Consider the following 24,455-nt stretch of genomic DNA (forward strand, 5'->3'; position numbering starts at 1 on the left):
AGAGGGCCCCCTCCGTTCTTGCGATGATCGGGCGGTGACCTCACCAGAACCGCACCTTCCGCACCAGCCGAGCGGACACGGCCACGGGCACGGCCACTCGCACGGCCACGGCCCCGCCGCGCCCGTGTCGAAGCACCTCCGCAAAGTCATCGCCGCTGTGCTGATTCCTTTCTCCGCAGCGGTAGTTGTGGGTCTCGTGGTGCTCTGGCCGGGCGGCGCTCCGCCGCACCAGCGCACCGGCGTCGGCTTCGACCGCCAGACCCAGCAGGCCAAAGTCATCAAAGTGGACAAGGTGGACTGCAAGACGGTCAATGCCGGTCAGACCCCGTCGAACGGCGACACCTCCACCGCCGAGGGCCAGCAGGCCAGGCGTGCCCAGCAGGGCCTGTGCGGGAAGGCGACCGTCGAGGTCACCTCGGGCAAGGAGAAGGGCCGCACCTTCACCGAGATCGTCCAGCCCGACTCACCCCGTCAACTGCACCAGGGCGAGGGCGTGATCGTGGCGTACGCCCCCGACGCGCCCCATGACCTGCAGTATTCGGTGACCGATGTGAACCGCAGGGTGCCGATGGCACTGCTGGCCGGGATCTTCGCGCTGGCGGTCGTGGTCGTCGGCCGGCTGCGCGGGGTGATGGCACTGGTGGCACTGGTGGTCTCGTTCGCGGTGCTGACCCTGTTCATCCTGCCGGCGGTCCTGCAGGGCTCCAATCCGCTGCTAGTCGCCGTGGTCGGAGCGAGCGCCATCATGCTGATCGCGCTCTACATGTGCCACGGCCTCTCGGCCCGCACCTCCGTCGCCGTCCTCGGCACTCTCGTCTCGCTGATCCTGATCGGCCTGCTCGGCTCGGTCTTCATCGGCTGGGCCTCGCTCACCGGCAACACCGACGACAACACCGGTCTGATCCACGGCCTCTACCCGAACATCGACATGTCGGGCCTGCTGCTCGCCGGCGTCATCATCGGCTCGCTGGGCGTGCTCGACGATGTGACGGTCACCCAGACCTCGGCGGTCTGGGAGCTGCACGAGGCGAATCCGACGATGGGCCCGCGCGGTCTGTACCGGGCGGGCATCCGGATCGGCCGCGACCACATCGCCTCGGTGGTCAACACTCTGGTCCTCGCGTACGCGGGCGCGGCGCTGCCCCTGCTGCTGCTGTTCTCGATCGCGCAGAGCAGTGTGGGCACGGTGGCCAACAGCGAACTGGTCGCCGAGGAGGTGGTCCGCACGCTGGTCGGGTCGATCGGACTCGTCGCCTCGGTGCCGGTGACCACCGCGCTGGCCGCCCTGGTGGTGTCCGCCGACCGCCCGGCCTCCAACGCTCGCACCGCCGCACGGCCGAGTCCGGTACGCAGTGGGGGCGGCCACCGCCGCAAGAAGTAGCGGGCTCCGGGTCAGCCGGCGTTCTGCTCCTCGGCGAGGATGCGGCCGAGCGCGTCCTCCAGATGCCCGTCGAAGTCACCGAGCGTCCGCTCCTGCCCCAGGGGTACGAGCCTGTCGGTGCGGTCGAGGAAGGCCACCAGGGGTGCGGCGCCGGCCCGGAACATGGCCCGGTCGGTGCCCACCTGGAGCCGGATGCGCACATCGGAGAGCTCCTGCGCATCGGTGGGCTCGATCCGCACATCACCGTCCCCGGTCGGCCCATTGATGCCGTCGAGCAACAGCTCGCGACCGAAAGCCCAGGTGACAGGCGTGTCGCCGGGAAGGTGGAAGGTCATCCGCACCGCATACGGGTCCGCCGCCTCGTACGTCAGCTCCACCGGGATCCGAAAGGAAAGCTCCTCGGAGACGAGGAAGCTCATCATCACTTCTGCCTCAACCGACCCACGCATCACACGTACCCCGCTTTAGCTGAAACTGGCCGGGATTGATCCCCCATGGCCCTCTTGACGCCATCGTGCTGTAAGCGCTAACAGATCACAAGGAGTGAGTTTTCAGATACTGATAGAGAACGCGAGCGAACTGAGCAGGCTCCCCACTTCGCCCCGTAGCTGCTCGATCGCGGGCAGCAGCCGTTCTTCCTGGTGGAGGGGCATGGAAATGGCCAGGGTCGCGGCGCTGGAACCGGCGGTGATGGGGATGGCGGCGCAGACGGTGCCCATCGCGTACTCCTGCCGTTCGATCACGGGCCGCATACGCTCCGTAGCCGTCAGCCGGTCCAGCAGGGCACGCCGGTCCCGCACGGTGTAGGGCGTGATCGACTGGACCGGGTGGCGGTCGAGGTACTCCTCACGCATACGGTCGTCGAGCTGGCTCAGCAGGCACTGCCCGATCGCGTGGGCGTGCCCCGTCTCGCGGAAGTCGGCCCACTCCTCGACGGCGGGCACGGCGGGCGTGTCGGCAACCCCGGCGACCTCGATCTCACCCTCGCGGTAGACCGCGAAGTAGACGGGCACCCCAATGGAATCCCGCCAGTGGACCAGCGAATCGGCGATCTTGATGCGACGATTCTGCAGCGCGCCGCCGTGCGCCAGCCGCTCGGCCGCCGCGCCGAGGACGAACACCCCGTTCTCGCGTCGCAAATAGCCCTCGTGGGTCAGGGTCCGCAGCAGGTGGTACGCGGTGGGAAGCGGCAGTCCGGCCTCTCGCGCCAGTTGCTTGGCCGGGGCGCCGTCCATGTGCGAACCGGCTGCTTCCAACAGGCGCAGGGCCCGCTGGACCGAGCCGATCAGGGTAGGGACAGCGGCATTCGAAGCCGTGGCCACAGGTCACCCCCAGGCGTCCTGACGGGCACCACGCCCGCCCGCGGGGGCCGCCCCCGCGCGCCCGCCGCGGTCCCGTGGACGGCGGCACGGGCCGGTCGGCCCGGCGGTCGTGTGCGGTCGGGACCCGTGATTCCCAAGGGGGCGGCAGAGGCTTGGCCACTCTAACGGCCGACCCCCGGGCGGAAGGGGGTTTGCACAGGTCCGTTCCCCCGGCCGGGCTAATCCCCGAGCGCACTGGTCACCGCTTGCCGGGATCGACCCGGCGCCCGGTCGGACCCGGTACGGCCACCGGGCGGAACCTCAGGTTCCGCCCGGCTCCGCTACCAGTCCCCGCGTGAGGAGGACGAGGAGGACATGAACCTCCGTACGACGTAGATCAGGCCGCCGACCAGGGCCACGAAGACCAGGACCTTGAAGAGCAGCCCGAACAGGAAGCCGACCACGCTCGCGATCAGCCCGCCGAACACGAACAGGGCGATGACGGGCACGGCGACCCACTTCACCCACCAGGGCATCCCCGCGAAGATCTCCCGTGCGGCCATCGTCCAACCTCTTTCCGTTCGTTTCACGAGTTGTGTGCTTTCGACACTCTCGATGCTAGGGGCGAAGGGGTGCCGCGCGGGGCCCTCGCAGCCCTTGAACTCCCCTGACCGAACCCCTAGGGAGAATCGGGGGCGACCCTCAGCTTTCCGGCGGAGAGAAGACCACCAGAACCCTGAGGTCCTCGGCGATGTGGTGGAACTTGTGCGCCACCCCGGCCGGCACATAGACCACGCTGCCCCGCGCGACCTGCGTCGTCTCCAGCCCCACGGTGATCGAGGCACGGCCGCTCACCACGAAGTAGACCTCGTCCTGGGCGTGCGGGGACTGCGGGTCGTGCGCGCCCGCGTCGAGGGCGTACAACCCCACCGACATGTTCCGCTCGCGCAGAAACTGCAGATACGCGCCGTCGTTGGCGGCCCGTTCCGCCTCCAACTCGTCGAGCCGGAATTCTTTCATCGCCCTCTGCCCCTGCACTCGTGCCGATCCGGTCTGCCACGATCAGACACATGAAGAATTTCGTAGTCAAGACGATCGCCAACGCGGCGGCCCTTGCGGTGGCCATCTGGCTGGTCAACAACATCACCCTGACCGGCGACAGCACCGGCAAGAAGGCCCTGACGCTGGTTCTGGTCGCGCTGCTGTTCGGCGTGGTGAACTTCATCGTCAAGCCCGTGGTGAAGTTCCTCTCCTTCCCGCTCTTCATCCTCACGCTCGGCCTGATCACGCTGGTGATCAACGCGTTGATGCTGCTGCTGACCTCCTGGCTGGCCGGACGGCTCAACCTCAGCTTCCACGTCGAGGGCTTCTGGACCGCCGTGCTCGGTGCCCTGATCATCTCGATCGTGTCCTGGGCGATGCACATCGTCCTGCCCGACGACAAGGACTGAGCCTTGGCCACCCCCTCCTGCGCCGCGGAGCGTGCGGCATGACGAATCCCGGTGACGGCACACGGGCGGTGCGGGCCGGTCTACCGGAGCCCGTGGCGTACGAACCGGCCCTCCCCGGGCCGGTGTTCGCCGCCCACTTCCATCTGCCCGGCGAGGCGGCGGGCCCGTACACCTACGGCCGCGACACCAACCCGACGTGGACGCACCTGGAGCGGGCCATCGCCGAGCTGGAGTCCCCCGACGAGACGGCCGAAGCGGTCGTCTTCGCCTCCGGGATGGCTGCGGTCTCGGCCGTGCTGCTCTCCCAGGCGCGCTCCGGTGACGCGGTGGTCCTGCCGGACGACGGCTATCAGGCGCTGCCGCTGGTGCGCGAGCAGTTGGAGGCGTACGGCATCGAGGTGCGCACCGCGCCGACCGCGGGCGATGCCCAACTGGCCGTCCTGGACGGCGCGAAGCTGCTGTGGATCGAGACGCCCTCCAATCCGGGCCTCGATGTGTGCGACGTACGCCGACTGGCGCGGGCCGCCCATGAGTCGGGCGCCCTCGTCGCGGTCGACAACACCCTGGCCACACCGCTCGGGCAGCGGCCTCTCGAACTCGGCGCGGACTTCGCGGTCGCCAGCGGCACCAAGGGCCTGACCGGGCACGGCGACGTTCTGCTCGGCTATGTGGTGTGCCGCGATCCAAACCTCGCCGCGCGGGTCCGTACGTGGCGCAAGGTCGTCGGGGCGATCCCGGGCCCGATGGAGGCGTGGCTGGCGCACCGCTCCCTTGCCACCCTGCAGCTGCGCGCCGACCGGCAGTCGGCGAACGCGCTGGCGCTCGCCGAGGCACTGGGCAAGCGCGGCGAGGTCACGGGGCTGCGCTATCCGGGTCTGCCGTCCGACCCGTCGTACCGCCTGGCCTCGTCGCAGATGCGGCGCTTCGGCTGCGTCGTCTCCTTCGACCTGCCGGACCGCGGCTTCGCCGAACGGTTCCTGGAATCGCTCCGCCTGGTCGACGACGCCACCAGCTTCGGCGGGGTGCGGTCCACGGCCGAGCGGCGCGGCCGCTGGGGCGGCGACGCGGTCGCGGAGGGCTTCATCCGCTTCTCGGTCGGCGCCGAGGACGCCGCCGACCTGATCGCGGATGTGGAACACGCCCTCGACCAGGCAGGTTCCGCCGGATGACTCCGGTGGGCAGCACATCCACTACGTAAGACGGACGGTCCGAGCCTCCCCCCTCATGGCTCGGACCGTCCCGGTTCCCGCGCGCGAAGAACCGCCCGGACAAGGCTAGTTGACTCTGCGTCAGTGTCCAATCACAGGAGCGACAGCGACCTATCGACATATTTATAGTTGGATCCGGTCGGGGACGTCGTAAGGCAGTTCAGGACGGGAGGGCAGCATGGACCTCGCCCTGCTGCGTACGTTCGTCGCCGTGCACCGGGCCGGTTCCTTCACCCGGGCCGCGGCGCTGCTCGGGCTCTCGCAGCCCGCGGTGACCAGCCAGATCCGCACTCTGGAGCGGCAGTTGGGCCGCCCCCTCTTCCTCCGCCAGGCGCGCGGGGTGACCCCGACGACCGTCGGCGACGAGCTGGCCCAGCGGGCCGCGCCGCATCTGGACGCCCTGGTCGAGATCACCGAGTCCGGTCTCGCCGGGGAAGCGGGCCTGCGGACCCTGCATCTGGCCGGGCCGCCGGAGTTCACCTCGCTGCGCGCCCTGCCCGCACTCGCTCGCCTCATCCCGCAGGGCCTGGCGCTGCGGGCCTCCTTCGGCAGTGCCGAGGACACCCTGGAAGGCCTGGCCGCCGGCCACCACGATCTGGCCATCGCCACCGCCCGGCCGCGCGGCCGGCTGCTGACCGCGACACCGCTGTGCGACGAGGAGCACGTACTGGTCGCGGGGGTGCGCTGGGCGGCGCGGCTCGGCCCCGCCGCGCTCCGACGCGACGGGCCCCGTGCCCTGGAGCCCATCCCGGTGGTGGAGGTCCATGAGTCGCTGCCGCTGGTGACGCGCTACTGGGCGTCGGTGTTCGACGCCAAACCGGCTGCCGCGGGCACGGTCGTCGCCCCGGACCTGCGGGCGGTCCTCGCGGCGGTGGCGGCCGGCGCGGGCCTCGCCGTACTGCCGCGGTATCTGTGCGAGACGGCCCTGGAGCAGGGCGCGGTGGTGGCGCTCCTCGACCCTCCGGTGCCGCCGCTGCGCACGTACTTCCTCGCGATACGCACCGGCACACTCGGGCTGCCCCACATCGCGCGGGCGCAGGAATGGCTGCTGCGCGCCGCGGCCGACTGGAGCTGACAGGCGGCGGGGGAGCCCGGGTGAGTTTCGCAGGCGTCCCTTCGGGCCACATTTCTCCCATGACCGTACGTCCAGTGGTCAAGCGCACCGCACGAGCCGTTCTGCTTGACGGTGACGACCTGATCCTGATCAAGCGAACCAAGCCCGGCATGGATCCGTACTGGCTCACCCCCGGTGGCGGCGTCGAACCCGAGGACCCCACCGTCGTCGAAGCCCTTCACCGCGAGGTGCACGAGGAACTCGGCGCGAAGATCACCGACGTGGTGCCCTGCTTCGTCGACACCGTCGAGCACATCGGCGCCGACGGCGGAGCGACCGGGGTGAAGGTGCAGCACTTCTTCGTCTGCCGGCTCGACTCCATGGATCCCTCGCTGCGGCACGGCCCCGAGATCGAGGAGCCGTGCGGGGAGTACGAGATCGTCCGGATCCCCTTCACCCGGGTCGGAATCGCCTCGGTCCACCTCGTGCCGCTGTCCCTCAGGCACTACCTGGACGGCAACATCGAGGGCGTGCGGGCGATGCACGCCCCCGATCTGGGGTAGCCGGGACCACAGCGAGCAGGGTGCCGTACGCATCCCGCCGGGACTCCGCGTGTCCGGCCCGGCTTTCCCGTCAGGCTCCCCCGGCCTGGACCAGGGCATAGGCCTCTCGGAGGTCGCCACCGCTGTAGGTGTGGGTGGCCCGCCCCGCGAGATGGCGGTCCGCGTTCACCGCTACGGACACGGGCACCGCCGCGAAGAGCTCCACGTCGGACATCGAGTCCCCGTACGCCACGCAATCCCCGGGGCCGACACCGAACTCGGCGCACAGCCGGCCCATGACGGTCACCTTGGCGGCCGGGCTGAGGATCCCTGCCGGATCCACGGGCCGGGTGAAGGGCACCTCAGGGAAGAGGGAGCCGTGGGCGGCATGGGCGCCCCAGTTCAGGAGCCGCTCCACGAAGAAGGACGGGGAGAGCGAGATGACGGCGCAGTAGTCGCCCCGTTCGCGGATCTCCCGCCAGACGTCCCGGATCCCGGCGAGCCAGGGAGCGGTCGCGAATGCCGTCGCCACATGCAGCTCGGTGAGCCCGGACCACAGGGCGTGTACACGCACCGCGTACTCGGGCGGCCCGATCCGTGCGGTGGCCAGCTCCCGCTCCAGCTCGCCGATCTCGCTGAGCAGTCCGAGCTGCCGGGATATCTCGATCGGTGCGGCGGACCCCCGTATGAGCGTTCCGTCCAGGTCGAAGAGGTGAAGTCTGGCCATGTACGCCGAGGCTAGTACGTGGGGTTACTCCCCCTGTCGGACGCCCTGCGGGGGCGTTCACCGGCACCGTGTTTCACGTGAAACATCCCTCTCACCCCGCATCAGCCCGCCCGCGCCGCACGCCGTTTCACGTGAAACATCTGAGCCGGCCAGCCCGCCGGGGCTGGCTGGTGGCCCATGTCGCGGTCTCGGTGAGCTGGCTGGGCCTCACTCTTGGGCTGCTCGCGCTCGGTGTCACCGCGTACACCACGGACTCCGCCGCCATGATGGGGGCCGCGTACCGCTCCATGAAGGTGTTCGGTGACTGGTTGGTGGTGCCCATCGCTCTCGTCACCCTGAGCACCGGAGTAGTGCTGTCGCTGGGCACCCGCTGGGGCCTCGCCCGGCATCGCTGGGTCTGGATCAAGTTCTGGCTGACCTTGATCACGCTTTCCCTGTCGGCCTTCTTGCTGCGGCCCGAAATCAACAGCGCGGTCGCTGCCGGTGTGCCCGACACCAGCCTGGTCGCCGCGCCGGTCGTCTCCTCCAGCGCGTACTTCTTCATGACGGCGATCTCGGTGCTCAAGCCGTGGGGACTGACCAGGCGTGGCCGGAGGCACCGTGCGGAGAGCCGGAAAGTGGTGGACGCCGTGCCCGTGCGTCAGACAATCTGACCCTCATGCCCTCACCGCTCGCCGAGCTCCCCATTCGCCGTCTGACCACCGAAGACCTCACCGCCTGCGCCGACCTCTCCGAGGACCGGGGCTGGCCGCGCGAGGAGCACAAGTGGGGATTCCTGCTCGCAGCGGGCACCGGCTACGGGATCGACGCGCCGGACGGAAAGGGCCTGGTCACCGCCTGTGTCATCACCTCTTACGGTCCGGGCCTCGCGGCCATCGGCATGGTCCTGGTGGCCGAACGCTTTGCCCGCCAGGGCATCGGACGCCGCCTGATGAACCACGTCCTGCGGCAGCTGGAGGGCACTCCGCTCACCCTGCACGCCACGCCGTACGGGCGCCCGCTGTACGAAGAGCTGGGCTTCGAGACGACCGGGCGGGCCGAGATGGTCCGGGGGCACTTCCGGCCATCGGGTCCGGCACCCACGGTGGCGACCCGTCCGGCGACCGCCGAGGACCTGCCGAGGATCCTCCGGCTCGACGCCGAGGTCTTCGGCCAGGACCGCACCCACCTGATCGCCCGCCTGCCGGCCTTCGCCGACCAGCTGCGCGTCTCCGAGGACTCGGCCGGGCTCACCGGGTTCGCGGCCGCCTGGCCCAATATGAACACCCATGTGGTGGGCCCGCTGATCGCCCGAGACACGGAGACGGCGAAGGCTCTCGTCGCCTCCCTCGCGGCCGGCACGGACCGCCCGCTGCGCACGGATGTGGATGTACGCCATGAGACTCTGCTGAACTGGCTGAAGGCTTCCGGTGTGGAGTCGGTCGGTTTCAACGCGGTGATGACGCACGGCATCCCGGCTCTTCCCGGCGACTGGACGCGCCGCTTCGCACCTCTGACGGTGGCTGCGGGCTGACCGCGCTGCTGAAGAACTCCACAACACCGTGAGTGTCCGCCCCATGTGCCGTGATTGTGCGGGCACTTGGGTGCGGACACTCGGGTAATCAGCGCCGGGGCAAGGCCTCCACGGCCGCGTTCGCGAACCCGTGATCCTGGTCGGGGGCGCCGCCACCCACGCCGATCGCACCGATCAGGCGGCCTTCGCGGTGGACGGGCACACCGCCCGCAATGAAGAGCAACGGGCGGTCGAGCGCCGTCGGCAGGGTGTGGAACAGGCCGCCCGGCTGGACGGCGTCCACCAAGTCGGCGGTGGGGGCGTTCAGTTGAAGTGCCGTGTACGCCTTGCGCGTGCTGGTCTCGCCCGCGATCAGTACGGCCCGGTCGTCCCGGCGGAAGGCGAGCAGATGGCCGCCCGCGTCGAGGACGGTGACCGCGACGGCGACTCCGGCCGTCTCGGCGGCGGAGCGGGCCGCTTCGATGAGGGCTTCGGCGTCCTGGGTGGTGAGCGGGGAGACAGCGAGGGCGGTGCTCATGAGGGGTAACTCCTTGACGGGACAGTGCAGTTGATTCAGTGGTGGGAGGCTGTGGCGCGGACCGGCTCGGGGCCGGCGCCCGCGACGATCCGGCTGCCCTCACGCGTATGCCGCTCAAGCCCGCTGGAGACGAGGGCCAGCACGAGGGCGGACGCGGCGAGCGCGGCACCGACCCAGTTCGGAGCGGTGTAGCCGAGCCCGGCCGCGATGACGAGGCCGCCGAGCCAGGCGGAGAGCGCATTGCCGAGGTTGAAGGCGCCGATGTTGACGGCGGACGCCAAGGTGGGTGCGCCCGCGGCCTGGTCAAGTACGCGCTTCTGCAATGGAGGCACGGTCGCGAAGCCCAGCGCCCCGATCAGGAAGACCATGACGGCCGACGCGGCCTTGTCATGGGCGGCCACCGTGAACAACGCCAGGGCCAGGGCGAGCCCGGACAGCGACACGTACAGCAGCGGCATCAGCGCGCGGTCCGCGAACCGGCCGCCGATGAGATTTCCGGCGACCATCCCGAGGCCGAAGAGGACGAGCAGCCAGGTGACAGAGGTGTCGGCGTACCCGGCGACATCGGTCATCATCGGAGTGACATAGGTGATCGCGGCGAACACTCCGCCGAAGCCGAGCACCGTCATCGCCATCGCGAGCAGCACCTGCACGTTCCGGAACGCGGCGATCTCATGCCGCAGCCGTACGCCCTCGGCCTTCGGCATGTCCGGTACGAGCTTGGCGATGCCGAGCAGGCCCAGCACCCCGAGCGCGGCGACGACGAAGAACGTCGTGCGCCAGCCGACCTGCTGGCCGATGAGTGTGCCGGCCGGCACACCGACGACATTGGCGACGGTCAGGCCGGTGAACATCATCGCGATCGCTCCGGCCTTCTTCTCGGGGGCGACCAGGTCGGCCGCGACGACCGAGCCGATCCCGAAGAACGCGCCGTGCGCGAGGGAGGCGACGATCCGTCCAGCGAGCATCAGCCCGAAGCTGGGTGCGACGGCGGAGACGACATTGCCGACGACGAAGAGGCCCATCAAGACCATCAGCATCCGCTTGCGGGGGATCTTCGTACCCAGGACCGTCATCAGCGGAGCGCCGAGCACCACGCCGAGCGCATAGCCGCTGACCAGGTATCCGGCGGTGGGGATGGCTACATCGAAAGTCCCGGCGACCTCGGGGAGGAGCCCCATGATCACGAATTCGGTGGTGCCGATACCGAACGCCCCGATGGCCAGGGCTAGGAGCGCGAGTGGCATGGGAGTCCCTTCCAAAGATTGCGTGAGCGCCTTACGGGCGTACACAATAATTGCAGACGCCTACTAATTGCAAGCGCGGGCTATTGCACGCGTCGCCTATCCTGGTGACAAGCCGCTCCGGACGGAGGACACACGCATGACCGCGACGGAACCCGCACTCACCGCCCTCGCCCAGGGCTGGTGCGCGCTCTCCCTGCTGCACGGCAAGATCGACACCCACATCGAGCGCGCGCTGCAGTCCGGCCACGGCCTCAGCGTGCGCGAGTACTCACTCCTCGACGTCCTCAGCCGCCAGCACAACGGGCCGGGCGGTCATCTCCAGATGAAGCAGGTGGCCGACGCCGTCGTGCTCAGCCAGTCGGCCACGACCCGGCTCGTCACCCGGCTCGAAGACCGCGGCCTGCTGACCCGCTATCTCTGCGACACCGACCGGCGCGGCATCTACACCGATGTCACCGAGTCCGGGCTCGCCCTGCTCGCCGAGGCCCGGCCGACCAACGACAGGGCCCTGCGTGAGGCGCTCGACGAAGCGGCGAAGAGCCCGGAGCTGGCCCCGCTGGTCCATGCCGTCGAGGCCCTCCACGTCCCTGCCTGAGACAGCCGGGCGTACGATCCGGGGCCATGAGCGATCTTGACATCAGGCCCGCTGCGCCCGAGGACATCCCTGCGATCGTGGCCATGCTCGCGGACGATCCGCTGGGCGCACAGCGCGAGTCGCCCGACGACCTCGCGCCCTACCGCAGCGCCTTCGACCGCCTTGCGAGCGATCCGAACCAGCACTTGGTGGTCGCCGATCGTGGCGGCCGGATTGTCGGCACGCTCCAGCTCACGATCATCCCCGGGCTGTCGCGGCGCGGAGCGACCCGGTCGATCATCGAGGGCGTACGCATCCACGGCGACGAACGTGGCAGCGGCCTCGGCACCCGGCTCATCGAATGGGCCGTCGACGAATCCGGGCGCCAGGGCTGCCAGTTGGTTCAGCTGACATCGGACGTCACCCGTACCGATGCCCACCGCTTCTACGAGCGGCTGGGGTTCGAGGCCTCGCACGTGGGATTCAAGAAGCCTCTGTAAGTCTATGTTTCACGTGAAACACAGGCCGTGGCATGGACCGTTTCACGTGAAACGTCAGATCCCGCGCCAGCCGTCGGGATCCACACCACCGGGCACCGCCGTCGCCTCGGGCCCGTACGGCTCGCGTGTGAATACGAAGGACCCGAGGTCGAGGTGGCTCACCGAGCCGTCCGGCCGCCGCACCACACGAAGCGTCTCCCCTTGGTAGTAGCCGTCGAGGCCGGTCCAGGTGCCATCGGGTGCGGCCTTGAAGCCGGAGGCCCGACCGGTGCCCCGGAGCGGCTCCAGTGCCACGCCTCGGTCGGTGGTCAGCCTCAGGCCGTAGGGCTGAGTGCCCCAGTACCAGGGCCCCGTGAGCCCCAAGAGCTCCCCATCGACCTCGGGAAGCGGGCGCCAGGGCTCGGGGAAGCGCGGCTCGGCCTCGGCCACGATCCGCACGAGGTCGGAGGCCAGCGTGCCGCACTTCGGGCCCGACGTCGCATTGGCGAGGGCGACAGCGGCCACCCCGTCCGCCACGCTCACCCACAGACCCGCGACGAACCCGGGCAGCGAGCCCGTATGCCCGGCGATATCGCGCCCGTTGTGATGGGCAAGCTGTACGCCCAACCCGTAACCCCCTTCCCGGTCTCCCGCCTGCGGGGGCGCGGATGGGGTGCGCATCTGCGCCACGGACTCGGCACTCAGTACCCGGTCGTCTCCCCCGGCGAGGAAGGCCGCGAAGCTGCAGAGGTCCGCGGCGGTCGACCAGAGCTGGCCGGCGGGAGCCATCAGGCCGAGGTCTTCGGACGGCTCGGGAAGCAGTACATCGGCCCACGGGTGCACCGCCCAGCCACCGGCATGGGGGTGCACCGGCTGCGTACTCGTACGGTCCAGGCCCAGCGGTTCAAGAATCTCGGCGCGCAGGGCCTCCTCCCACGGCACTCCTCGTACCGCCTCCACCAGCGAGCCGAGCAGCGTATAGCCCGGGTTGGAGTAGTGGTGCAGCCGGCCCGCGGGATGCAGCTGCGACTGCTCGCCCAACACATCGGCCAGCTCGGGGCGCTGGCTGCCCGGCGTCCGCTCCCACCAAGGAGCCGGCGTCTCCGCAGCCAACCCGGCTGTGTGCGCGAGGAGTTGGGCGATGGTGGCCCCGCCCGCTTCCGTGCCGGGGAGGTGCTTCTCCAGCGGGTCGTCGAGGTCAAGCAGCCCCTCGTCGCGCAGCCGCAGCACCAGAACGGCGGTGAATGTTTTGGTGATGGAACCGATGCGGTACTGGACGTTCGCGTCGGGTCCGTGGCCGTCGACCGAGGTGCGCGAACCAGACCAGACCATCTGCCCGTCCCGCACCACGGCCGCGACGAGCGAGGGGGCCCGCTCGGTGGACTGGGCGACGGCGATGCGGTGGAGAAGGGCTCGTCGCGTACTCGGAAGCAGCTCTTCGAAGGGCGACGGTGCTGCGGGCGAACTGGATGAAGTCATGGAACAAGGTCTATCCGGGCACCTGCGTCCAGTCGACCGTTTTTCACCTTACGGAGCAGCCTCGTGGGCGAGGAGTGCGGTCCGGGCAACCTTCTCCGACTCGTCCTGTTCACGCAGAAGCTGCGCCTGTTGCTGTCAGCCCTGCGCTGCTGCGACCACCAGCTCGCCGCAAGCCGCCCCGCCCCACATGGCCGACGCCGGGGCGGCAGCCCGTGTAGGATCTCGCGGCTTGTGACATATCCCGACGCTGTGACCTGAGGTTTTCCGGTTGTCTCACGGCTTGGCCGGGATGTTCCGTCTCAGCGGCGTGTCATTTCCTCAGCCGGGATCTTCTGGGCGGCGGAGGAGACGCGTTTCCCGAATCGGGTCAGTTTCATGGCCCTGCCGCGCTCGGCTCGTTCAAAGAGGGGCTGTCCGAGGTCCGCTTCGAGGCGATTGATCTGAATCACCAAGGCCGAGTGGTGGATGCCGAGGTCTCGGGCTGCTTCGGTGAGGGTGGGGTAGGACCGGGCTTCCAGGAAGCGTGAAAGCCGCTGCCATCCGTAGGGACTGGCCAGGGCCTTGCGAAGGACGGCGGGGAAAGCATCGGCCTCGTCGGCGGTGCGGAGAGCGGTGTGGTGGCTGGCTCCGCCGCGAGGGCGGAGGGGGACGTTGTGGGTGTGGGCCCAGCGGGCCATGTTCGCGGTGCTCATGCCCGTCTCGCGGGCGAGGTCCGGCAGGGTTCGCCGACGGACGACGTACTGCTCGATGAGCCATTCCCGTTCGATGGTTCCGCGACGTTTGTAGTCCTGGGGGCCGTCACGGAGGGGGATGCCGTACTCCTGCGCGAGTCGGGTCAGGGTTCCGCGGGAGAAGCCAGTGAGGACGGTTATCTGCTGGAGAGAGCGGTGTTCGTCGAGATAGAGGCGGACGAAGGCTTCTTTCGGGACTGCCTGACGGGCTTTGAAACGGACATGACCCGTGGCTTTAGCCGCAGTCTTCGTCAGTGGCGGTGCGGGCGCCGGCTGCTCGTCCAGCACGAACCGGACAGCCTCGATGCTGGTGTGGAGGGTCTCGGCGGCGTACTGAACCGAGTGCGTGGGCTGCCGGACGAGCTGGTGCAGCAGGCCAACGTCGATCAGGGCGGGATCGGGTCCAGGCAGATCAAGGCCGGCCAGCAGGGTGACGGGCGGTTTCCAGGTCACCGGCTCGTCATGGACGCGATGTGCGGCAAGGAAGGCGAGGGCTTCATCGGCCAACGCCTGGGCCAGTTCCGGGGTCTGGATGGTGGCGAAGCGGACAGCTTCCGCCCGGAACTGGGCTTCCTTGACGCTGAGGTGGCCAGGGGCGCCTTCGGCAGGAAGGCCGCTGATGCGCTGGAACAGCTGGCAGCGGACCGCTCGCTCGCGGCGGCCGGTGCCTGGTGGTGTGCCGGTGCGGCGGCAGATCTCCTGCCAGTGCTCGTGCGGCAGCAGTTCGGAGTAGTCCAGGCGGCGGCGCCGCTGATAGTCGATGGGGATATCGGTGGCGTCGAGGTGCTCGGCCAGCCGGATCAGCGCGGTGACCATGTCAGGCCAGCGGGGCTGGTTGTCCAGCAGTTGCAGGATGCGGGAGATGTCGATGCCGTCGGTGACCGCGCCGAGGTGTTCGCCGGCATCTTCAAGGCGGGTCTTGCCGTCGACGACCAGCAGGGCGGCCGCCAGGACGGGGGCGAGGATGCGGGGATAGACGCCGTCGGGCGGGGTGAGGCGAACCGCCCAGGAGGGCCAGAACATGCTGGGGATCTTCCGGGCCCGGTGTGTGATCTCCCGGACCGTCTTCGCCGGGAGCCGGGGCATGGCGGTGGGGATGCGGTAACGGAGCTGTTCGCTGGGCCGGAGCGACGGGCCAAGGGCTGCGAGATAGACCGCGCCCAGGACGGGACTCTGGCCGCGCCCCCAGCTGGCGATGCTGGTGGCGCTGACCTGCCAGAGCTCCTCGCGCATCGCTTCCAGCAGGTCACGCATCACGGTCCCGGCCTGGTGGACATCGCGCTGCCCGAGGACGTGCAGGGCGATGGTCACCGCGACGGCGGTGCTCACGGCTCGCGGCGGGGCCATGAAACCTGGCCGGTCAGCCGCCCGGAGAGCGAGTCGGGAACCGGCTCGGCGGTGAAGTGAGGGCCGGTCAGGTCCGGCGGGACCAGGTCCGCGATGATGTGGGCTGGCAGGTCCGCCAGCACGCGTCCGCCGAGGGCCCGGATGTCGGCAAGCGCCATCTGCGCGGGCTGGGGACTGGGCTCGTAGGAGCCGAAGGCGGCTGTTCCCGAGGTGATGATGTCCATCAGCTGGGCTTGGGCGGCCAGTGCCGGATGCCGTGCGGGCAGCGAAAGCGTACGGGTCTGTGAAAGATCGAAGCCGCAGCCGCCGGAATACGGGCCGCCCTCGCTCATGGGCATGTTGCCGCAGTGTCCAGGGCGGGGAACGACACGGCCGGAGCGGGGCCGCAACCGCGGGATGCGACCGCAGCCGGGACAGCAGTCGGCCAGGAGCCGGTTGTGGTGAAGGCAGGCGAACGACCAGCCCAGTCGCCAGGACAACTGCCAGCGGCCGCCGTTGTCCGTGAGGCAGTCGGGGCAGAACCGGGAACCGCTGCCCCGGCCCCAGAGCACCCAGCGGTTGACGTACCGGCCCTCGAAATTGATGCGGAGGGCCGCTGGTCGTGGTGGGCCAGGGTCATGCCGGTGACCGTCTGCGGGGCGAGTCCGCTCGCGTGCACGATGGCCTCGGTCTCCGGTTCGCTCAGCAGGATCGTCCAGTCCGCAGGGATGCCCCGCAGATGGTTCCCGCTGCGGGCCCTGGCAGGGAATCCGAAGTGCCGCAGGACATCACCCAGCGGGGTGTCCAGCCGGTGGGCGAGTGCCTCCAGCCAGGAATCGAGGGCTTCTCCCGGAAGCGGCGGCAGTCGGACCGGGAGTGTCCGGACGCTCGCCCTCATGCCGCTTTCCCCCGGCCTGATCGGGGTCCGCTAGTCAACCTCCTTGATTCCAGGGCGGCTTCGAGCTCTCTGCGGGCCGCTTCGGATGCCTCGTCGTTCCTCACCTGGTCGAGCAGGTCACGGTCCAGACGTTCGGTGCCACTGCGGACGGCTCGCTGGCAGCCACGGTTGACCAGTGTCATCAGGGACCCGATGTGGCCGGTGCTGCGGGCGAAGAGGTAGTCGGAGAGGTCGTCCGCGAGCATGCCGGGGTGCTTGCCAGCGAGGACCACGCGTTGTTCGAGGGCCAGCAGCATTTGCCGCCATTCCCAGCGGCCCGCCTCGGAGTCGATCGTGAAGGGTCGCATGCCCAGGCGGGTGGTGCGGCGCCCGGTCTGCGCCAGTGCCGGCCCGCCTCTGGCGTCGCCTTCGCTGAACAGGCCCTTCGCCGCGAGTCCGACGCCGATCATCACCAAGGTCACGGGGAACTCGTTCGCGATCCATTTCAGGTGGTTGCTGACCTCGATGCCGTTGCGCTGGTTCCACTTCAGGAAGTGCAGGTCGTCGAGGGCAAGGAGGCGGACCTCGCAGGACAGCACGCAGTCCAGGGCCCGCTGGCCGAACTGGGCGGTGGTCCCGCGGTTGCGGCCGGGGTGGCCGAAGAACTCCAGCAGGGCCCGGTTGAGGTCCTTCATGCCGGTGTTCCCGGTCAGGCCGACCCGGCAGACCGGAAGTCGCTCGTGCCCCTGGTCAGTGAACTCTCCCCGCTCGGCGACCTCCCTGCGGTAGAACTCGCGGGCGAACGCGAGGGCCGAGGTGGTCTTGCCCAGGCCGGGGAAGGCGTCGATGGCCACGGCCCCTTTAGCCTTGTCGCCGTCCTGCAGATTACTGTCGACGATGTCCCACAAGTCCTCGTGCAACTCGGCCAGTTGCGGGGTCTTGAGCGGGCCGATGTTCGCATGCCATTCCCGTCGCCGCAGGTCGTACTCGGCTCTCGCTTCCTCGCCCAGTGCCTTCAGATGGGCCCGGGACAGCGTCTCGGGCTGGGTGCGACGCGGGGCCTTGGCAAACGCCTTGAAGTCCTCCTTGCGCGACAGCGCCAGGTTGCCCAGAGCCGGCAGACTGGCCGTACTCACACGTCCTCCAGGGCGTCCGCGTAGAAGTCGTTCTCCTCAGCGAGATCCTCCAGATCGGCTTCGTCGTCATCGCCCATCTCGACCACCGGCTCCGGCGCTTCGCACTCCACCGGCTCGTCGTCCTGCCCCAGGGCTTTGCGTACGGACGGAAGCGAGACGACCGTCTCCACCTCGGTCGCCGGGAGTTCGATCGCGGCCTGCTCGCGGGAGAGCCGCAGGGCCATGCGCCGCTCGGCGAGCGTGGTGCCCAGCCCGAGATTCCAGCGTTCCAGCAGATCAGCGACGGCGAGCCGGTCGTCGGGATAGCGGTATTTCGCGGCGGCCAGCTTCCGGGCGAACGCCAACGCGTCCTCGCTCAGCGGCATCCGCGCCGACGGCGCGTGCTCCCAGGCCAGGGTGTGCCAGCCACGGGTGGCGGGATCGCGGAAGTAGATCCGGGTGATGTCATCCGGGTCCACCTGGAACGGCCAGCCGTTCCTCACCGGCCCGTCGTAGGGGCTGCGGATGCCGACGTCGGGCAGTCCCGGCCCGCTGTAGCGGCGGCGGCCGATCTCGACACCGTAGTGCTGGATCGTGCGCCACTGCGTGGGCAGGAACTCGAAGGCCAGATCGCGGTCCCGGGGAACCTCTATGTAGCCGGCGCGGGCCATGCCGTGCTCGAACATCTGGGCCGGAGACATCCGCAGCCCCGGCAGGCCCGGATCGATCAGGCTCGAATGCGGCCGACAGTGATACTTGGTCGCCGTCCACTCCCGGATGATCTCCTCCAACTCGTCGAGGAAGAAGAACGCGTCGTCCTCCGGGCTCTCGCCGCGGGAGTGGATATCGGGGCCCTTGTAGCCGGGCAGCGCTTGCAACAGGTCTTCGCGCAGGGTGCGGAAATACCGCTCCACCGGCCCCTTGTCCCGGCCCGTTCGCAGCCGGGCCGGTTGAATCGAGATGCCCATCCGGCGGCAGACGCTGGTCAAATGCGCCGAGACGTAGACCTTGCCGTGGTCAACCACCAGGGTCTCCGGCACGATCGGCGGTGAGGCCAGACCGATCCCCTCGACGGCGACATCGACCAGTGCAGTGCGCGGGATGCCGTGCTCGGGCCACACCGCCCCGCGCGACCAGTCCCGACCGAACGGTCGGGGCCGGAAGGACTCGAAGAGCACCGCCGCGACATCCACGGCCTTCGTGGACACCGGGGTCACCCTGACCCCGGTGATGCAGCGGGTGTACCAGTCCATCCCGACGCTCAGCTCGGCCTGCACCCACTTGAGAGTCAACGGGTCGAACGCGAACACGTCCAGCCGCGTCGTGTCCATCAGCAGGTACTCGCCCGGCCGCGTCGGCCGCAGCTTCCCGTAGGGCCCCTGCGGGCGGTCGGCGATGTCCCGGTTCCGCTTTGTACTCAGCCGGAACAGCGGATGCCTCCGCTCCAGCTCCGACAAAATCCGGTAGGCCGTCGCCTGGCTTGGCAGGCGAACCGCATCAGGGCCATGACGGGCGATGACACGCGCTCGGGTGCGCTCGATCACCAGCTTGCGCGAGGGCTTCGACTCCCCAGTGTGCTCGACCATCACATCCAGCGCAGTCTCCACCCACCGCTCGTCGGCCCCTGCTGCCGCACCGCCAGGCCGCTTCTTCTTCGCAACCAGTCCGGCCTCGCCGTGCCGTCGGAAGTCGGCAACCCACTGCTTGACGGTGCGGACATGAACCCCGAGTTCCACCGCTTTGGCAGCGTATTTGGGCTCCACCGGCCCGCCGGGCGCATAGTCCAGACGGGGTTCTCCCTCGCGCACCAGCTCAGGGCTGCCAGAGCGGAAACCCGTCAACAACTCCCGGACGTGCTCAGCGCGTTCGAGAACGTGATGTCGGTCGACCTGCTGTAGCTGATCCAGCACTACCGAGGCAATTTCCTCAGCATCATCAGCCGCCGGACCGGGCTGATCGGGGATCACGTCTGCCCGGTCGGAGAACAAGAGCTCTCTCAAGGACAACCGGAGAAGCCGTCCGCGGCCGTCTTTGAGAACTACCTCGTTGCCCGCCGTAGTCGCGGCCATCTCCACTACTTCGACGGTCTCCCCGTCGTAGCGGAAGCACGTACCGACTCCCACCCGGGCTCCGGCGCCACTCATGCTGCCTGCCTCAACACTCGTGAAGTGTCCAGCGGTTGCCTGAGTTCCGTCCGCAGGTCATGAATCCACAGAAGGTGATAGATCGCGGCTCGAACATAAGGCTCCGGCCGATCGGACAGCCGCTGGATCGCGTCGCCCAACGAGATGCCGTCAAGATCAGCCCGGCGGAGTTCGTCGAGAACCTCTGAGCAGAACAGCCAGCTACGCCGGTAGCCGGCCAGAAAGCGGATGTTCTCCAGCTCCGCCGCCGGAGGTTCGCTCCAGACCTCGTATTGCCACCCCCGAGACTCCACCACCCGCCGGGTCCAGTCGAAGGTGAATATCACCTCGGGCCGGGACAGCCGCCGATGCGGCTTGACGTCCACCACCACAGGCCCTTGATCGGTGATCAGTAGGTAGTCCGGAATGTGCTTGCGGGCCTTCCCTGCCACCACGGCCTTCATCAGGAACGGCTGGGCCACGATGCCGTGTACAGAAGGATCGAAGTCGGCGAATAGCAATCGGGCCAGCTCCAGCCGCGACTCGTAGATCACGTGGTCCTGCATCGTCGCCGACCAGTACGTGCCGGAGTAGTACTTCTGACCTCGGTACCAACGGAACGTTCGCCACGGAGCAGCCGAACCCAGCAAGTCGACGGATACATCCGCCCAGGACAGGTCCTCGCCGCTCTTGCCGTTTTGAAAGCGAACGCTGACTGCTACGGCGGTACCGTCCACGGCGTACCCCCAACCTGGGTGATGCCTGTCGAACCACCGTGCCCGTCCCCGGCAAAGGTAGGGAGACCGAACCGGCCCCCACCACCCAAAAGGGTGAACACACTGAACTGCACATCTCAGCACAACGCCATAAATGGGCCTGATATGCAGTCAGCTCTGAGAATATGGCGCAGTTTTTGAGAACCTACAGCCCATGGGATCAGGTCTGCGCCATGTCCACGAAGCGCGAGTAGTGGCCCTGGAAGGCGACCGTGATCGTCGCGGTCGGGCCGTTACGGTGCTTGGCCACGATCAGGTCCGCCTCTCCCGCGCGGGGCGACTCCTTCTCGTACGCGTCCTCACGGTGCAGCAGGATGACCATGTCCGCGTCCTGCTCGATGGAGCCGGATTCACGCAGGTCGGAGACCATCGGCTTCTTGTCCGTGCGCTGCTCGGGGCCACGGTTCAGCTGTGAGAGGGCGATCACCGGCAGCTGTAGCTCCTTCGCCAGGAGCTTCAGGTTTCGCGACATGTCCGAGACTTCCTGCTGCCGGCTCTCGGCGCGCTTCGAACCGCCGGACTGCATCAGCTGGAGATAGTCGATGACGACGAGGCGGAGGTCGTTGCGCTGCTTCAGGCGGCGGCACTTGGCCCGGATTTCCATCATCGACAGGTTCGGGGAGTCGTCGATGTAGAGCGGAGCCTGGGAGACGTCCGGCATGCGGCGGGCCAGCCTTGTCCAGTCCTCGTCGGTCATGGTGCCGGAGCGCATGTGGTGGAGGGCGACCCTGGCCTCGGCCGAGAGCAGACGCATCGCGATCTCGTTGCGCCCCATTTCGAGCGAGAAGATCACGCTCGGCAGGTTGTGCTTGATGGAACAGGCCCGCGCGAAGTCCAGGGCCAGCGTGGACTTACCCATGGCAGGACGGGCGGCGATGACGACCATCTGGCCGGGGTGCAGCCCGTTGGTGAGCGAGTCGAAATCGGTGAATCCGGTGGGGACACCGGTCATTTCGCCGCTGCGCGAGCCGATCGCCTCGATCTCGTCGAGCGCGCCCTCCATGATGTCGCCGAGCGGCAGATAGTCCTCGCTGGTGCGCTGCTCGGTGACCGCGTAGATCTCGGCCTGCGCGGAGTTGACGATGTCATCGACGTCGCCGTCGGCCGCGTATCCCATCTGCGTGATCTTGGTGCCCGCCTCGACAAGCCTGCGGAGCACCGCTCGCTCGTGGACGATCTCCGCGTAGTACGAGGCGTTGGCCGCGGTCGGCACCGACTGGACCAGCGTGTGCAGATACGACGCACCGCCGACCCGGGTGATCTCGCCGCGCTTGACCAGTTCGGCGGCGACCGTGATGGGGTCGGCCGGTTCGCCCTTGGCGTAGAGGTCGAGGATCGCCGTGTAGACGGTCTCGTGCGCGGGCTTGTAGAAGTCGTGGCCCTTGATGATCTCCACGACGTCCGCGATGGCGTCCTTGGAGAGCAGCATGCCGCCGAGGACGGACTGCTCGGCGTCGATGTCCTGCGGGGGCACCCGCTCGAAGCCGGAGGAAGGTCCGTCCCAGTCGTCCTGGCCCCGGTCGTGCTGGTCGTCGCGGCCCCTGCCACGACCGCGACCGCGGCTCTCACTGTCACCGCGCTGGCGGGAAACAGGCAGACGGTCACTTGGACCGGTCTCGGCCCAGGGCTCGTCCAACGGCTCGGGAATGCTCACCGGGCCACCTCCTCCCGTCCGCTCCGCGGACCTAGCCGTGCCACTCTTTCTACGGCACGACACTGACAAAACGAGAAGCCCGACTCCGGTTCCGGCGCGTCGGGCGCCGGACCACGTTAGGCCCGCGAGCGGCGTCAGCCAATCTGGTTATCCACAGGGCATGTGGACGAACGACCGGATGCTGTGGAGAAGTCTCCGGAACCTGTGCACGGACCGGGGGACAGCACTGTGGACAAAGTCATAGCCTCTCACCCATCACCGGCCTGACCTGGGCTTTCTCCGTCCACCGGCTGTGGGGGAGAAAAACTTTCCCGACTGGCTCAAGATCGCGGCAAACGACCCGCGCAAGAACCGGCCCTCACCTTCGAGGTAAGGATCATAGATGCATTGCATCTATTACCTGTGGAAGATTAGATTGAGCGCATGACACTGGCCCCCGCGACGCCGGAGAACGACCGGCGGCAGTCCCGACGTCTACACGATCGCGAGATCGTGTCCCTGGCCGTTCCCGCCTTCGGAGCTCTCGTCGCCGAGCCGCTCTTCGTGATGGCGGACAGCGCGATCGTGGGCCACCTCGGCACCCCGCAACTGGCCGGTTTGGGTATTGCCGCCCCTCTGCTCACCACTGCCGTGAGCATCTTCGTCTTCCTCGCGTACGCCACCACCGCTGCGGTCTCCCGCCGGGTGGGCGCAGGCGACCTGCGGGCCGCGATCCGTCAGGGCATGGACGGCATCTGGCTGGCCCTGCTCCTGGGCGCCGTCGTCGTGGCCACCGTACTGCCCGCCGCTCCCTGGCTCGTCGGGGTCTTCGGCGCCTCGGACACCGCGGCGCCGTACGCCGTCACCTATCTCCGGATCTCCGCCCTCGGCATCCCGGCCATGCTCGTGGTGCTCGCCGCCACCGGCGTGCTGCGCGGGCTCCAGAACACCAGGACACCCCTGTACGTCGCCATCGGCGGCTTCACGGTCAACGGCGTGCTCAATATGGGGCTCGTCTACGGTGCCGGGCTCGGCATCGCGGGATCGGCATGGGGCACCGTCATCGCCCAGTTCGGCATGGCCACCGTCTATCTGACGGTGGTCGTGCGCGGGGCCCGACGACACGGGGCCTCGCTGCGGCCCGACACGGCGGGCATCAGGAACAGCGCACAGGCGGGCGTGCCGCTCCTGGTCCGCACGCTCTCGCTCCGGTCTGTCCTGATGATCGCCACTGCGGTCGCCGCCCGCCTGGGCGACGCCGACATCGCCGCTCACCAGATCATCCTGTCCCTGTGGAATCTGATGGCCTTCGCCCTCGACGCGATCGCCATCGCGGGACAGGCGATCATCGGCCGCTATCTCGGCGCCGGCGACGCGGCAGGAGCCAAGCAGGCCTGTCGCCGCATGGTGGAGTGGGGCATCGCCTTCGGGGTGGTGCTCGGCGTGCTTGTCGTGGCCGCCCGGCCCGCCTTCATCCCGCTCTTCACCAGCGACCGGACCGTCCAGGACACCCTGCTGCCCGCCCTGCTGGTGGTCGCCCTCACCCAGCCGCTCGCCGGAGTGGTGTTCATACTCGACGGCGTGCTGATGGGCGCCGGCGACGGCCCTTATCTGGCCCGCGCGATGCTGCTGACGCTGGTCGTCTTCGCTCCGGTGGCGCTCCTGGTTCCGACGCTTGGCGGCGGGCTGACCGCGCTCTGGTGGGCCATGGCCCTGATGATGACGGTCCGGATGCTAACCCTGGCATTCCGAGCCCGCTCCGGCCGCTGGCTGGTCACCGGTGCGACACGCTGACCGTGTTTCACGCGAAACGCGCCGGCGCTGTGTTTCACGTGAAACGGCCAAGCAGGGTGAGACACAAGGTCTCCGTTTCACGTGAAACACAGCGAAAGGGCCGCACCCTGGAGGGTGCGGCCCTTTCTGTGCTGTGCTGCGCTTAGGCGGCGATGACCTCGACGCCAAGCTTCGCGACAACGTCGGCGTGCAGACGCACGGACACCTGGTGGGCACCCAGGGTCTTGATCGGCGCACCGAGCTCGACGCGGCGCTTGTCCACGTCCGGGCCACCGGCAGCCTTGATCGCCGCAGCGACGTCGGCCTGGGTGACGGAGCCGAAGAGACGGCCGGCGTCGCCGGAGCGAACAGCCAGACGCACCTTCACGCCCTCGAGCTGAGCCTTGACCTCGTTGGCCTGCTCGATGGTCGCGATCTCGTGGATCTTGCGCGCACGACGAATCTGCGCGACATCCTTCTCGCCACCCTTGGTCCAGCGGATCGCGAAACCACGCGGGACCAGGTAGTTGCGAGCGTAGCCGTCCTTGACGTCAACGACGTCGCCGGCAGTGCCGAGGCCAGAGACCTCGTGGGTGAGGATGATCTTCATTATTCGGTCACCCTTCCC

The 24,455-nt window shown here is 68.7% G+C and carries 25 protein-coding genes and 2 pseudogenes; 10 read left to right on the forward strand and 17 right to left on the reverse strand.

Annotated features, from left to right (window positions below; translation table 11 throughout):
* The first annotated feature begins 34 nt into the window (after positions 1-34).
* Positions 35-1,381 carry a YibE/F family protein gene (locus ACIQ8J_RS14335; RefSeq protein WP_403269309.1) on the forward strand — a complete coding sequence of 449 codons (1,347 nt, stop codon included), beginning with the start codon at positions 35-37 and terminating at the stop codon, positions 1,379-1,381.
* Between the two features lie 11 nt (positions 1,382-1,392).
* Here the strand turns inward: ACIQ8J_RS14335 and ACIQ8J_RS14340 are convergent, their stop codons facing one another.
* The 4 genes from ACIQ8J_RS14340 to ACIQ8J_RS14355 form a co-directional block, all read right to left on the reverse strand.
* On the reverse strand, positions 1,393-1,830 hold the full coding sequence (locus ACIQ8J_RS14340; protein ID WP_403269312.1) for an SsgA family sporulation/cell division regulator: 438 nt from the start codon (positions 1,828-1,830) through the stop codon (positions 1,393-1,395).
* 102 nt (positions 1,831-1,932) lie between these two features.
* On the reverse strand, positions 1,933-2,703 hold the full coding sequence (locus ACIQ8J_RS14345; protein ID WP_403269314.1) for an IclR family transcriptional regulator: 771 nt from the start codon (positions 2,701-2,703) through the stop codon (positions 1,933-1,935).
* A gap of 320 nt (positions 2,704-3,023) precedes the next feature.
* Positions 3,024-3,245, reverse strand: coding sequence for a DUF5326 family protein (locus ACIQ8J_RS14350; protein ID WP_403269316.1), 222 nt, complete (start codon positions 3,243-3,245; stop codon positions 3,024-3,026).
* Between the two features lie 139 nt (positions 3,246-3,384).
* Positions 3,385-3,702 carry a cupin domain-containing protein gene (locus tag ACIQ8J_RS14355; RefSeq protein WP_399048776.1) on the reverse strand — a complete coding sequence of 106 codons (318 nt, stop codon included), beginning with the start codon at positions 3,700-3,702 and terminating at the stop codon, positions 3,385-3,387.
* 50 nt (positions 3,703-3,752) lie between these two features.
* Between ACIQ8J_RS14355 and ACIQ8J_RS14360 the strand changes: the two genes are divergently transcribed.
* The 4 genes from ACIQ8J_RS14360 (at position 3,753) to ACIQ8J_RS14375 (ending at position 6,958) form a co-directional block, all read left to right on the forward strand.
* Positions 3,753-4,133 (forward strand): phage holin family protein, encoded by a 381-nt coding sequence (locus tag ACIQ8J_RS14360; protein WP_403269320.1) that lies wholly within the window; start codon positions 3,753-3,755, stop codon positions 4,131-4,133.
* Between the two features lie 38 nt (positions 4,134-4,171).
* A complete protein-coding gene (locus tag ACIQ8J_RS14365; protein ID WP_403269323.1) occupies positions 4,172-5,302 on the forward strand; it encodes a cystathionine gamma-lyase in 1,131 nt (376 codons plus the stop codon).
* A gap of 217 nt (positions 5,303-5,519) precedes the next feature.
* On the forward strand, positions 5,520-6,416 hold the full coding sequence (locus tag ACIQ8J_RS14370; protein WP_403269325.1) for a LysR family transcriptional regulator: 897 nt from the start codon (positions 5,520-5,522) through the stop codon (positions 6,414-6,416).
* A 59-nt stretch (positions 6,417-6,475) separates the two neighbouring features.
* Complete coding sequence (locus ACIQ8J_RS14375; RefSeq protein ID WP_403269328.1) at positions 6,476-6,958, forward strand: NUDIX domain-containing protein; 483 nt, start codon at positions 6,476-6,478, stop codon at positions 6,956-6,958.
* A gap of 70 nt (positions 6,959-7,028) precedes the next feature.
* Here ACIQ8J_RS14375 and ACIQ8J_RS14380 read toward each other — a convergent pair whose 3' ends face one another.
* On the reverse strand, positions 7,029-7,664 hold the full coding sequence (locus ACIQ8J_RS14380; protein WP_403269331.1) for an HAD family hydrolase: 636 nt from the start codon (positions 7,662-7,664) through the stop codon (positions 7,029-7,031).
* 131 nt (positions 7,665-7,795) lie between these two features.
* Between ACIQ8J_RS14380 and ACIQ8J_RS14385 the strand changes: the two genes are divergently transcribed.
* Entirely contained in the window at positions 7,796-8,317 is a 522-nt protein-coding gene (locus tag ACIQ8J_RS14385) for a DUF2269 domain-containing protein (RefSeq protein WP_403269333.1), read from the forward strand.
* Between the two features lie 5 nt (positions 8,318-8,322).
* Positions 8,323-9,177, forward strand: coding sequence for a GNAT family N-acetyltransferase (locus ACIQ8J_RS14390; RefSeq protein WP_403269336.1), 855 nt, complete (start codon positions 8,323-8,325; stop codon positions 9,175-9,177).
* 88 nt (positions 9,178-9,265) lie between these two features.
* On the opposite strand, the gene ACIQ8J_RS14395 is transcribed toward ACIQ8J_RS14390, so the two are convergent.
* Both ACIQ8J_RS14395 and ACIQ8J_RS14400 read right to left on the reverse strand, forming a co-directional pair.
* The gene (locus ACIQ8J_RS14395; protein ID WP_403269339.1) at positions 9,266-9,694 is read right to left on the reverse strand and encodes a heme-binding protein; all 429 of its coding nucleotides are present in this window, start codon (positions 9,692-9,694) and stop codon (positions 9,266-9,268) included.
* Positions 9,695-9,729: 35 nt separating this feature from the next.
* A complete protein-coding gene (locus tag ACIQ8J_RS14400) occupies positions 9,730-10,941 on the reverse strand; it encodes an MFS transporter (RefSeq protein WP_403269342.1) in 1,212 nt (403 codons plus the stop codon).
* 136 nt (positions 10,942-11,077) lie between these two features.
* On the opposite strand from ACIQ8J_RS14400, the gene ACIQ8J_RS14405 reads away from it, so the two are divergent.
* Complete coding sequence (locus tag ACIQ8J_RS14405; protein ID WP_403269344.1) at positions 11,078-11,536, forward strand: MarR family winged helix-turn-helix transcriptional regulator; 459 nt, start codon at positions 11,078-11,080, stop codon at positions 11,534-11,536.
* A 26-nt stretch (positions 11,537-11,562) separates the two neighbouring features.
* Entirely contained in the window at positions 11,563-12,015 is a 453-nt protein-coding gene (locus tag ACIQ8J_RS14410; RefSeq protein ID WP_403269346.1) for a GNAT family N-acetyltransferase, read from the forward strand.
* Between the two features lie 54 nt (positions 12,016-12,069).
* Here the strand turns inward: ACIQ8J_RS14410 and ACIQ8J_RS14415 are convergent, their stop codons facing one another.
* From ACIQ8J_RS14415 to dnaB, 9 genes and pseudogenes are all read right to left on the reverse strand, one after another.
* Positions 12,070-13,473, reverse strand: coding sequence for a serine hydrolase domain-containing protein (locus tag ACIQ8J_RS14415; RefSeq protein WP_403269349.1), 1,404 nt, complete (start codon positions 13,471-13,473; stop codon positions 12,070-12,072).
* 299 nt (positions 13,474-13,772) lie between these two features.
* Entirely contained in the window at positions 13,773-15,533 is a 1,761-nt protein-coding gene (locus ACIQ8J_RS14420; protein ID WP_403269352.1) for a LysR family transcriptional regulator, read from the reverse strand.
* Positions 15,530-15,889 (reverse strand): hypothetical protein, encoded by a 360-nt coding sequence (locus ACIQ8J_RS14425; protein WP_403269697.1) that lies wholly within the window; start codon positions 15,887-15,889, stop codon positions 15,530-15,532. Before ACIQ8J_RS14425 ends, ACIQ8J_RS14420 begins: the two co-directional genes overlap by 4 nt.
* A gap of 147 nt (positions 15,890-16,036) precedes the next feature.
* A pseudogene (locus tag ACIQ8J_RS14430) lies at positions 16,037-16,102 on the reverse strand (hypothetical protein); the annotation flags it as partial.
* A 95-nt stretch (positions 16,103-16,197) separates the two neighbouring features.
* A pseudogene (locus tag ACIQ8J_RS14435) lies at positions 16,198-16,428 on the reverse strand (hypothetical protein); the annotation flags it as partial.
* Positions 16,425-17,543 (reverse strand): AAA family ATPase, encoded by a 1,119-nt coding sequence (locus ACIQ8J_RS14440; RefSeq protein WP_403269355.1) that lies wholly within the window; start codon positions 17,541-17,543, stop codon positions 16,425-16,427. The pseudogene ACIQ8J_RS14435 and the gene ACIQ8J_RS14440, both read right to left, overlap by 4 nt.
* On the reverse strand, positions 17,540-19,666 hold the full coding sequence (locus tag ACIQ8J_RS14445) for a helix-turn-helix domain-containing protein (RefSeq protein ID WP_403269357.1): 2,127 nt from the start codon (positions 19,664-19,666) through the stop codon (positions 17,540-17,542). Before ACIQ8J_RS14445 ends, ACIQ8J_RS14440 begins: the two co-directional genes overlap by 4 nt.
* Entirely contained in the window at positions 19,663-20,382 is a 720-nt protein-coding gene (locus ACIQ8J_RS14450) for a TnsA-like heteromeric transposase endonuclease subunit (protein WP_403269360.1), read from the reverse strand. Before ACIQ8J_RS14450 ends, ACIQ8J_RS14445 begins: the two co-directional genes overlap by 4 nt.
* Before the next feature lie 199 nt (positions 20,383-20,581).
* Positions 20,582-22,075 carry a replicative DNA helicase gene (gene dnaB / locus ACIQ8J_RS14455; RefSeq protein WP_403269362.1) on the reverse strand — a complete coding sequence of 498 codons (1,494 nt, stop codon included), beginning with the start codon at positions 22,073-22,075 and terminating at the stop codon, positions 20,582-20,584.
* A gap of 423 nt (positions 22,076-22,498) precedes the next feature.
* Here dnaB and ACIQ8J_RS14460 point away from each other — a divergent pair, with 423 nt between their 5' ends.
* Positions 22,499-23,848, forward strand: a complete 1,350-nt coding sequence (locus ACIQ8J_RS14460) for an MATE family efflux transporter (protein WP_403269364.1) — start codon at positions 22,499-22,501, stop codon at positions 23,846-23,848.
* Between the two features lie 142 nt (positions 23,849-23,990).
* On the opposite strand, the gene rplI is transcribed toward ACIQ8J_RS14460, so the two are convergent.
* Positions 23,991-24,437: a 50S ribosomal protein L9 gene (gene rplI, locus ACIQ8J_RS14465; protein WP_114038679.1), complete on the reverse strand. Its 447-nt coding sequence runs from the start codon at positions 24,435-24,437 to the stop codon at positions 23,991-23,993.
* Positions 24,438-24,455: the final 18 nt, after the last annotated feature.

The sequence above is a fragment of the Streptomyces sp. NPDC094147 genome, from assembly GCF_044764265.1.
Classification (GTDB): Bacteria; Actinomycetota; Actinomycetes; order Streptomycetales; family Streptomycetaceae; genus Streptomyces.

Excerpts from the sequence above, each read along its gene's own strand:
- ACIQ8J_RS14340 (WP_403269312.1), bottom strand. The coding sequence starts at position 1,830 with ATGCGTGGGTCGGTTGAGGCAGAAGTGATGATGAGCTTCCTCGTCTCC.
- ACIQ8J_RS14350 (WP_403269316.1), bottom strand. The coding sequence starts at position 3,245 with ATGGCCGCACGGGAGATCTTCGCGGGGATGCCCTGGTGGGTGAAGTGG.
- ACIQ8J_RS14355 (WP_399048776.1), bottom strand. The coding sequence starts at position 3,702 with ATGAAAGAATTCCGGCTCGACGAGTTGGAGGCGGAACGGGCCGCCAAC.
- ACIQ8J_RS14360 (WP_403269320.1), top strand. The coding sequence starts at position 3,753 with ATGAAGAATTTCGTAGTCAAGACGATCGCCAACGCGGCGGCCCTTGCG.
- ACIQ8J_RS14365 (WP_403269323.1), top strand. The coding sequence starts at position 4,172 with ATGACGAATCCCGGTGACGGCACACGGGCGGTGCGGGCCGGTCTACCG.
- ACIQ8J_RS14370 (WP_403269325.1), top strand. The coding sequence starts at position 5,520 with ATGGACCTCGCCCTGCTGCGTACGTTCGTCGCCGTGCACCGGGCCGGT.
- ACIQ8J_RS14375 (WP_403269328.1), top strand. The coding sequence starts at position 6,476 with ATGACCGTACGTCCAGTGGTCAAGCGCACCGCACGAGCCGTTCTGCTT.
- ACIQ8J_RS14380 (WP_403269331.1), bottom strand. The coding sequence starts at position 7,664 with ATGGCCAGACTTCACCTCTTCGACCTGGACGGAACGCTCATACGGGGG.
- ACIQ8J_RS14390 (WP_403269336.1), top strand. The coding sequence starts at position 8,323 with ATGCCCTCACCGCTCGCCGAGCTCCCCATTCGCCGTCTGACCACCGAA.
- ACIQ8J_RS14395 (WP_403269339.1), bottom strand. The coding sequence starts at position 9,694 with ATGAGCACCGCCCTCGCTGTCTCCCCGCTCACCACCCAGGACGCCGAA.
- ACIQ8J_RS14400 (WP_403269342.1), bottom strand. The coding sequence starts at position 10,941 with ATGCCACTCGCGCTCCTAGCCCTGGCCATCGGGGCGTTCGGTATCGGC.
- ACIQ8J_RS14405 (WP_403269344.1), top strand. The coding sequence starts at position 11,078 with ATGACCGCGACGGAACCCGCACTCACCGCCCTCGCCCAGGGCTGGTGC.
- ACIQ8J_RS14410 (WP_403269346.1), top strand. The coding sequence starts at position 11,563 with ATGAGCGATCTTGACATCAGGCCCGCTGCGCCCGAGGACATCCCTGCG.
- ACIQ8J_RS14415 (WP_403269349.1), bottom strand. The coding sequence starts at position 13,473 with ATGACTTCATCCAGTTCGCCCGCAGCACCGTCGCCCTTCGAAGAGCTG.
- ACIQ8J_RS14425 (WP_403269697.1), bottom strand. The coding sequence starts at position 15,889 with ATGCCCATGAGCGAGGGCGGCCCGTATTCCGGCGGCTGCGGCTTCGAT.
- ACIQ8J_RS14445 (WP_403269357.1), bottom strand. The coding sequence starts at position 19,666 with ATGAGTGGCGCCGGAGCCCGGGTGGGAGTCGGTACGTGCTTCCGCTAC.
- ACIQ8J_RS14460 (WP_403269364.1), top strand. The coding sequence starts at position 22,499 with ATGACACTGGCCCCCGCGACGCCGGAGAACGACCGGCGGCAGTCCCGA.
- rplI (WP_114038679.1), bottom strand. The coding sequence starts at position 24,437 with ATGAAGATCATCCTCACCCACGAGGTCTCTGGCCTCGGCACTGCCGGC.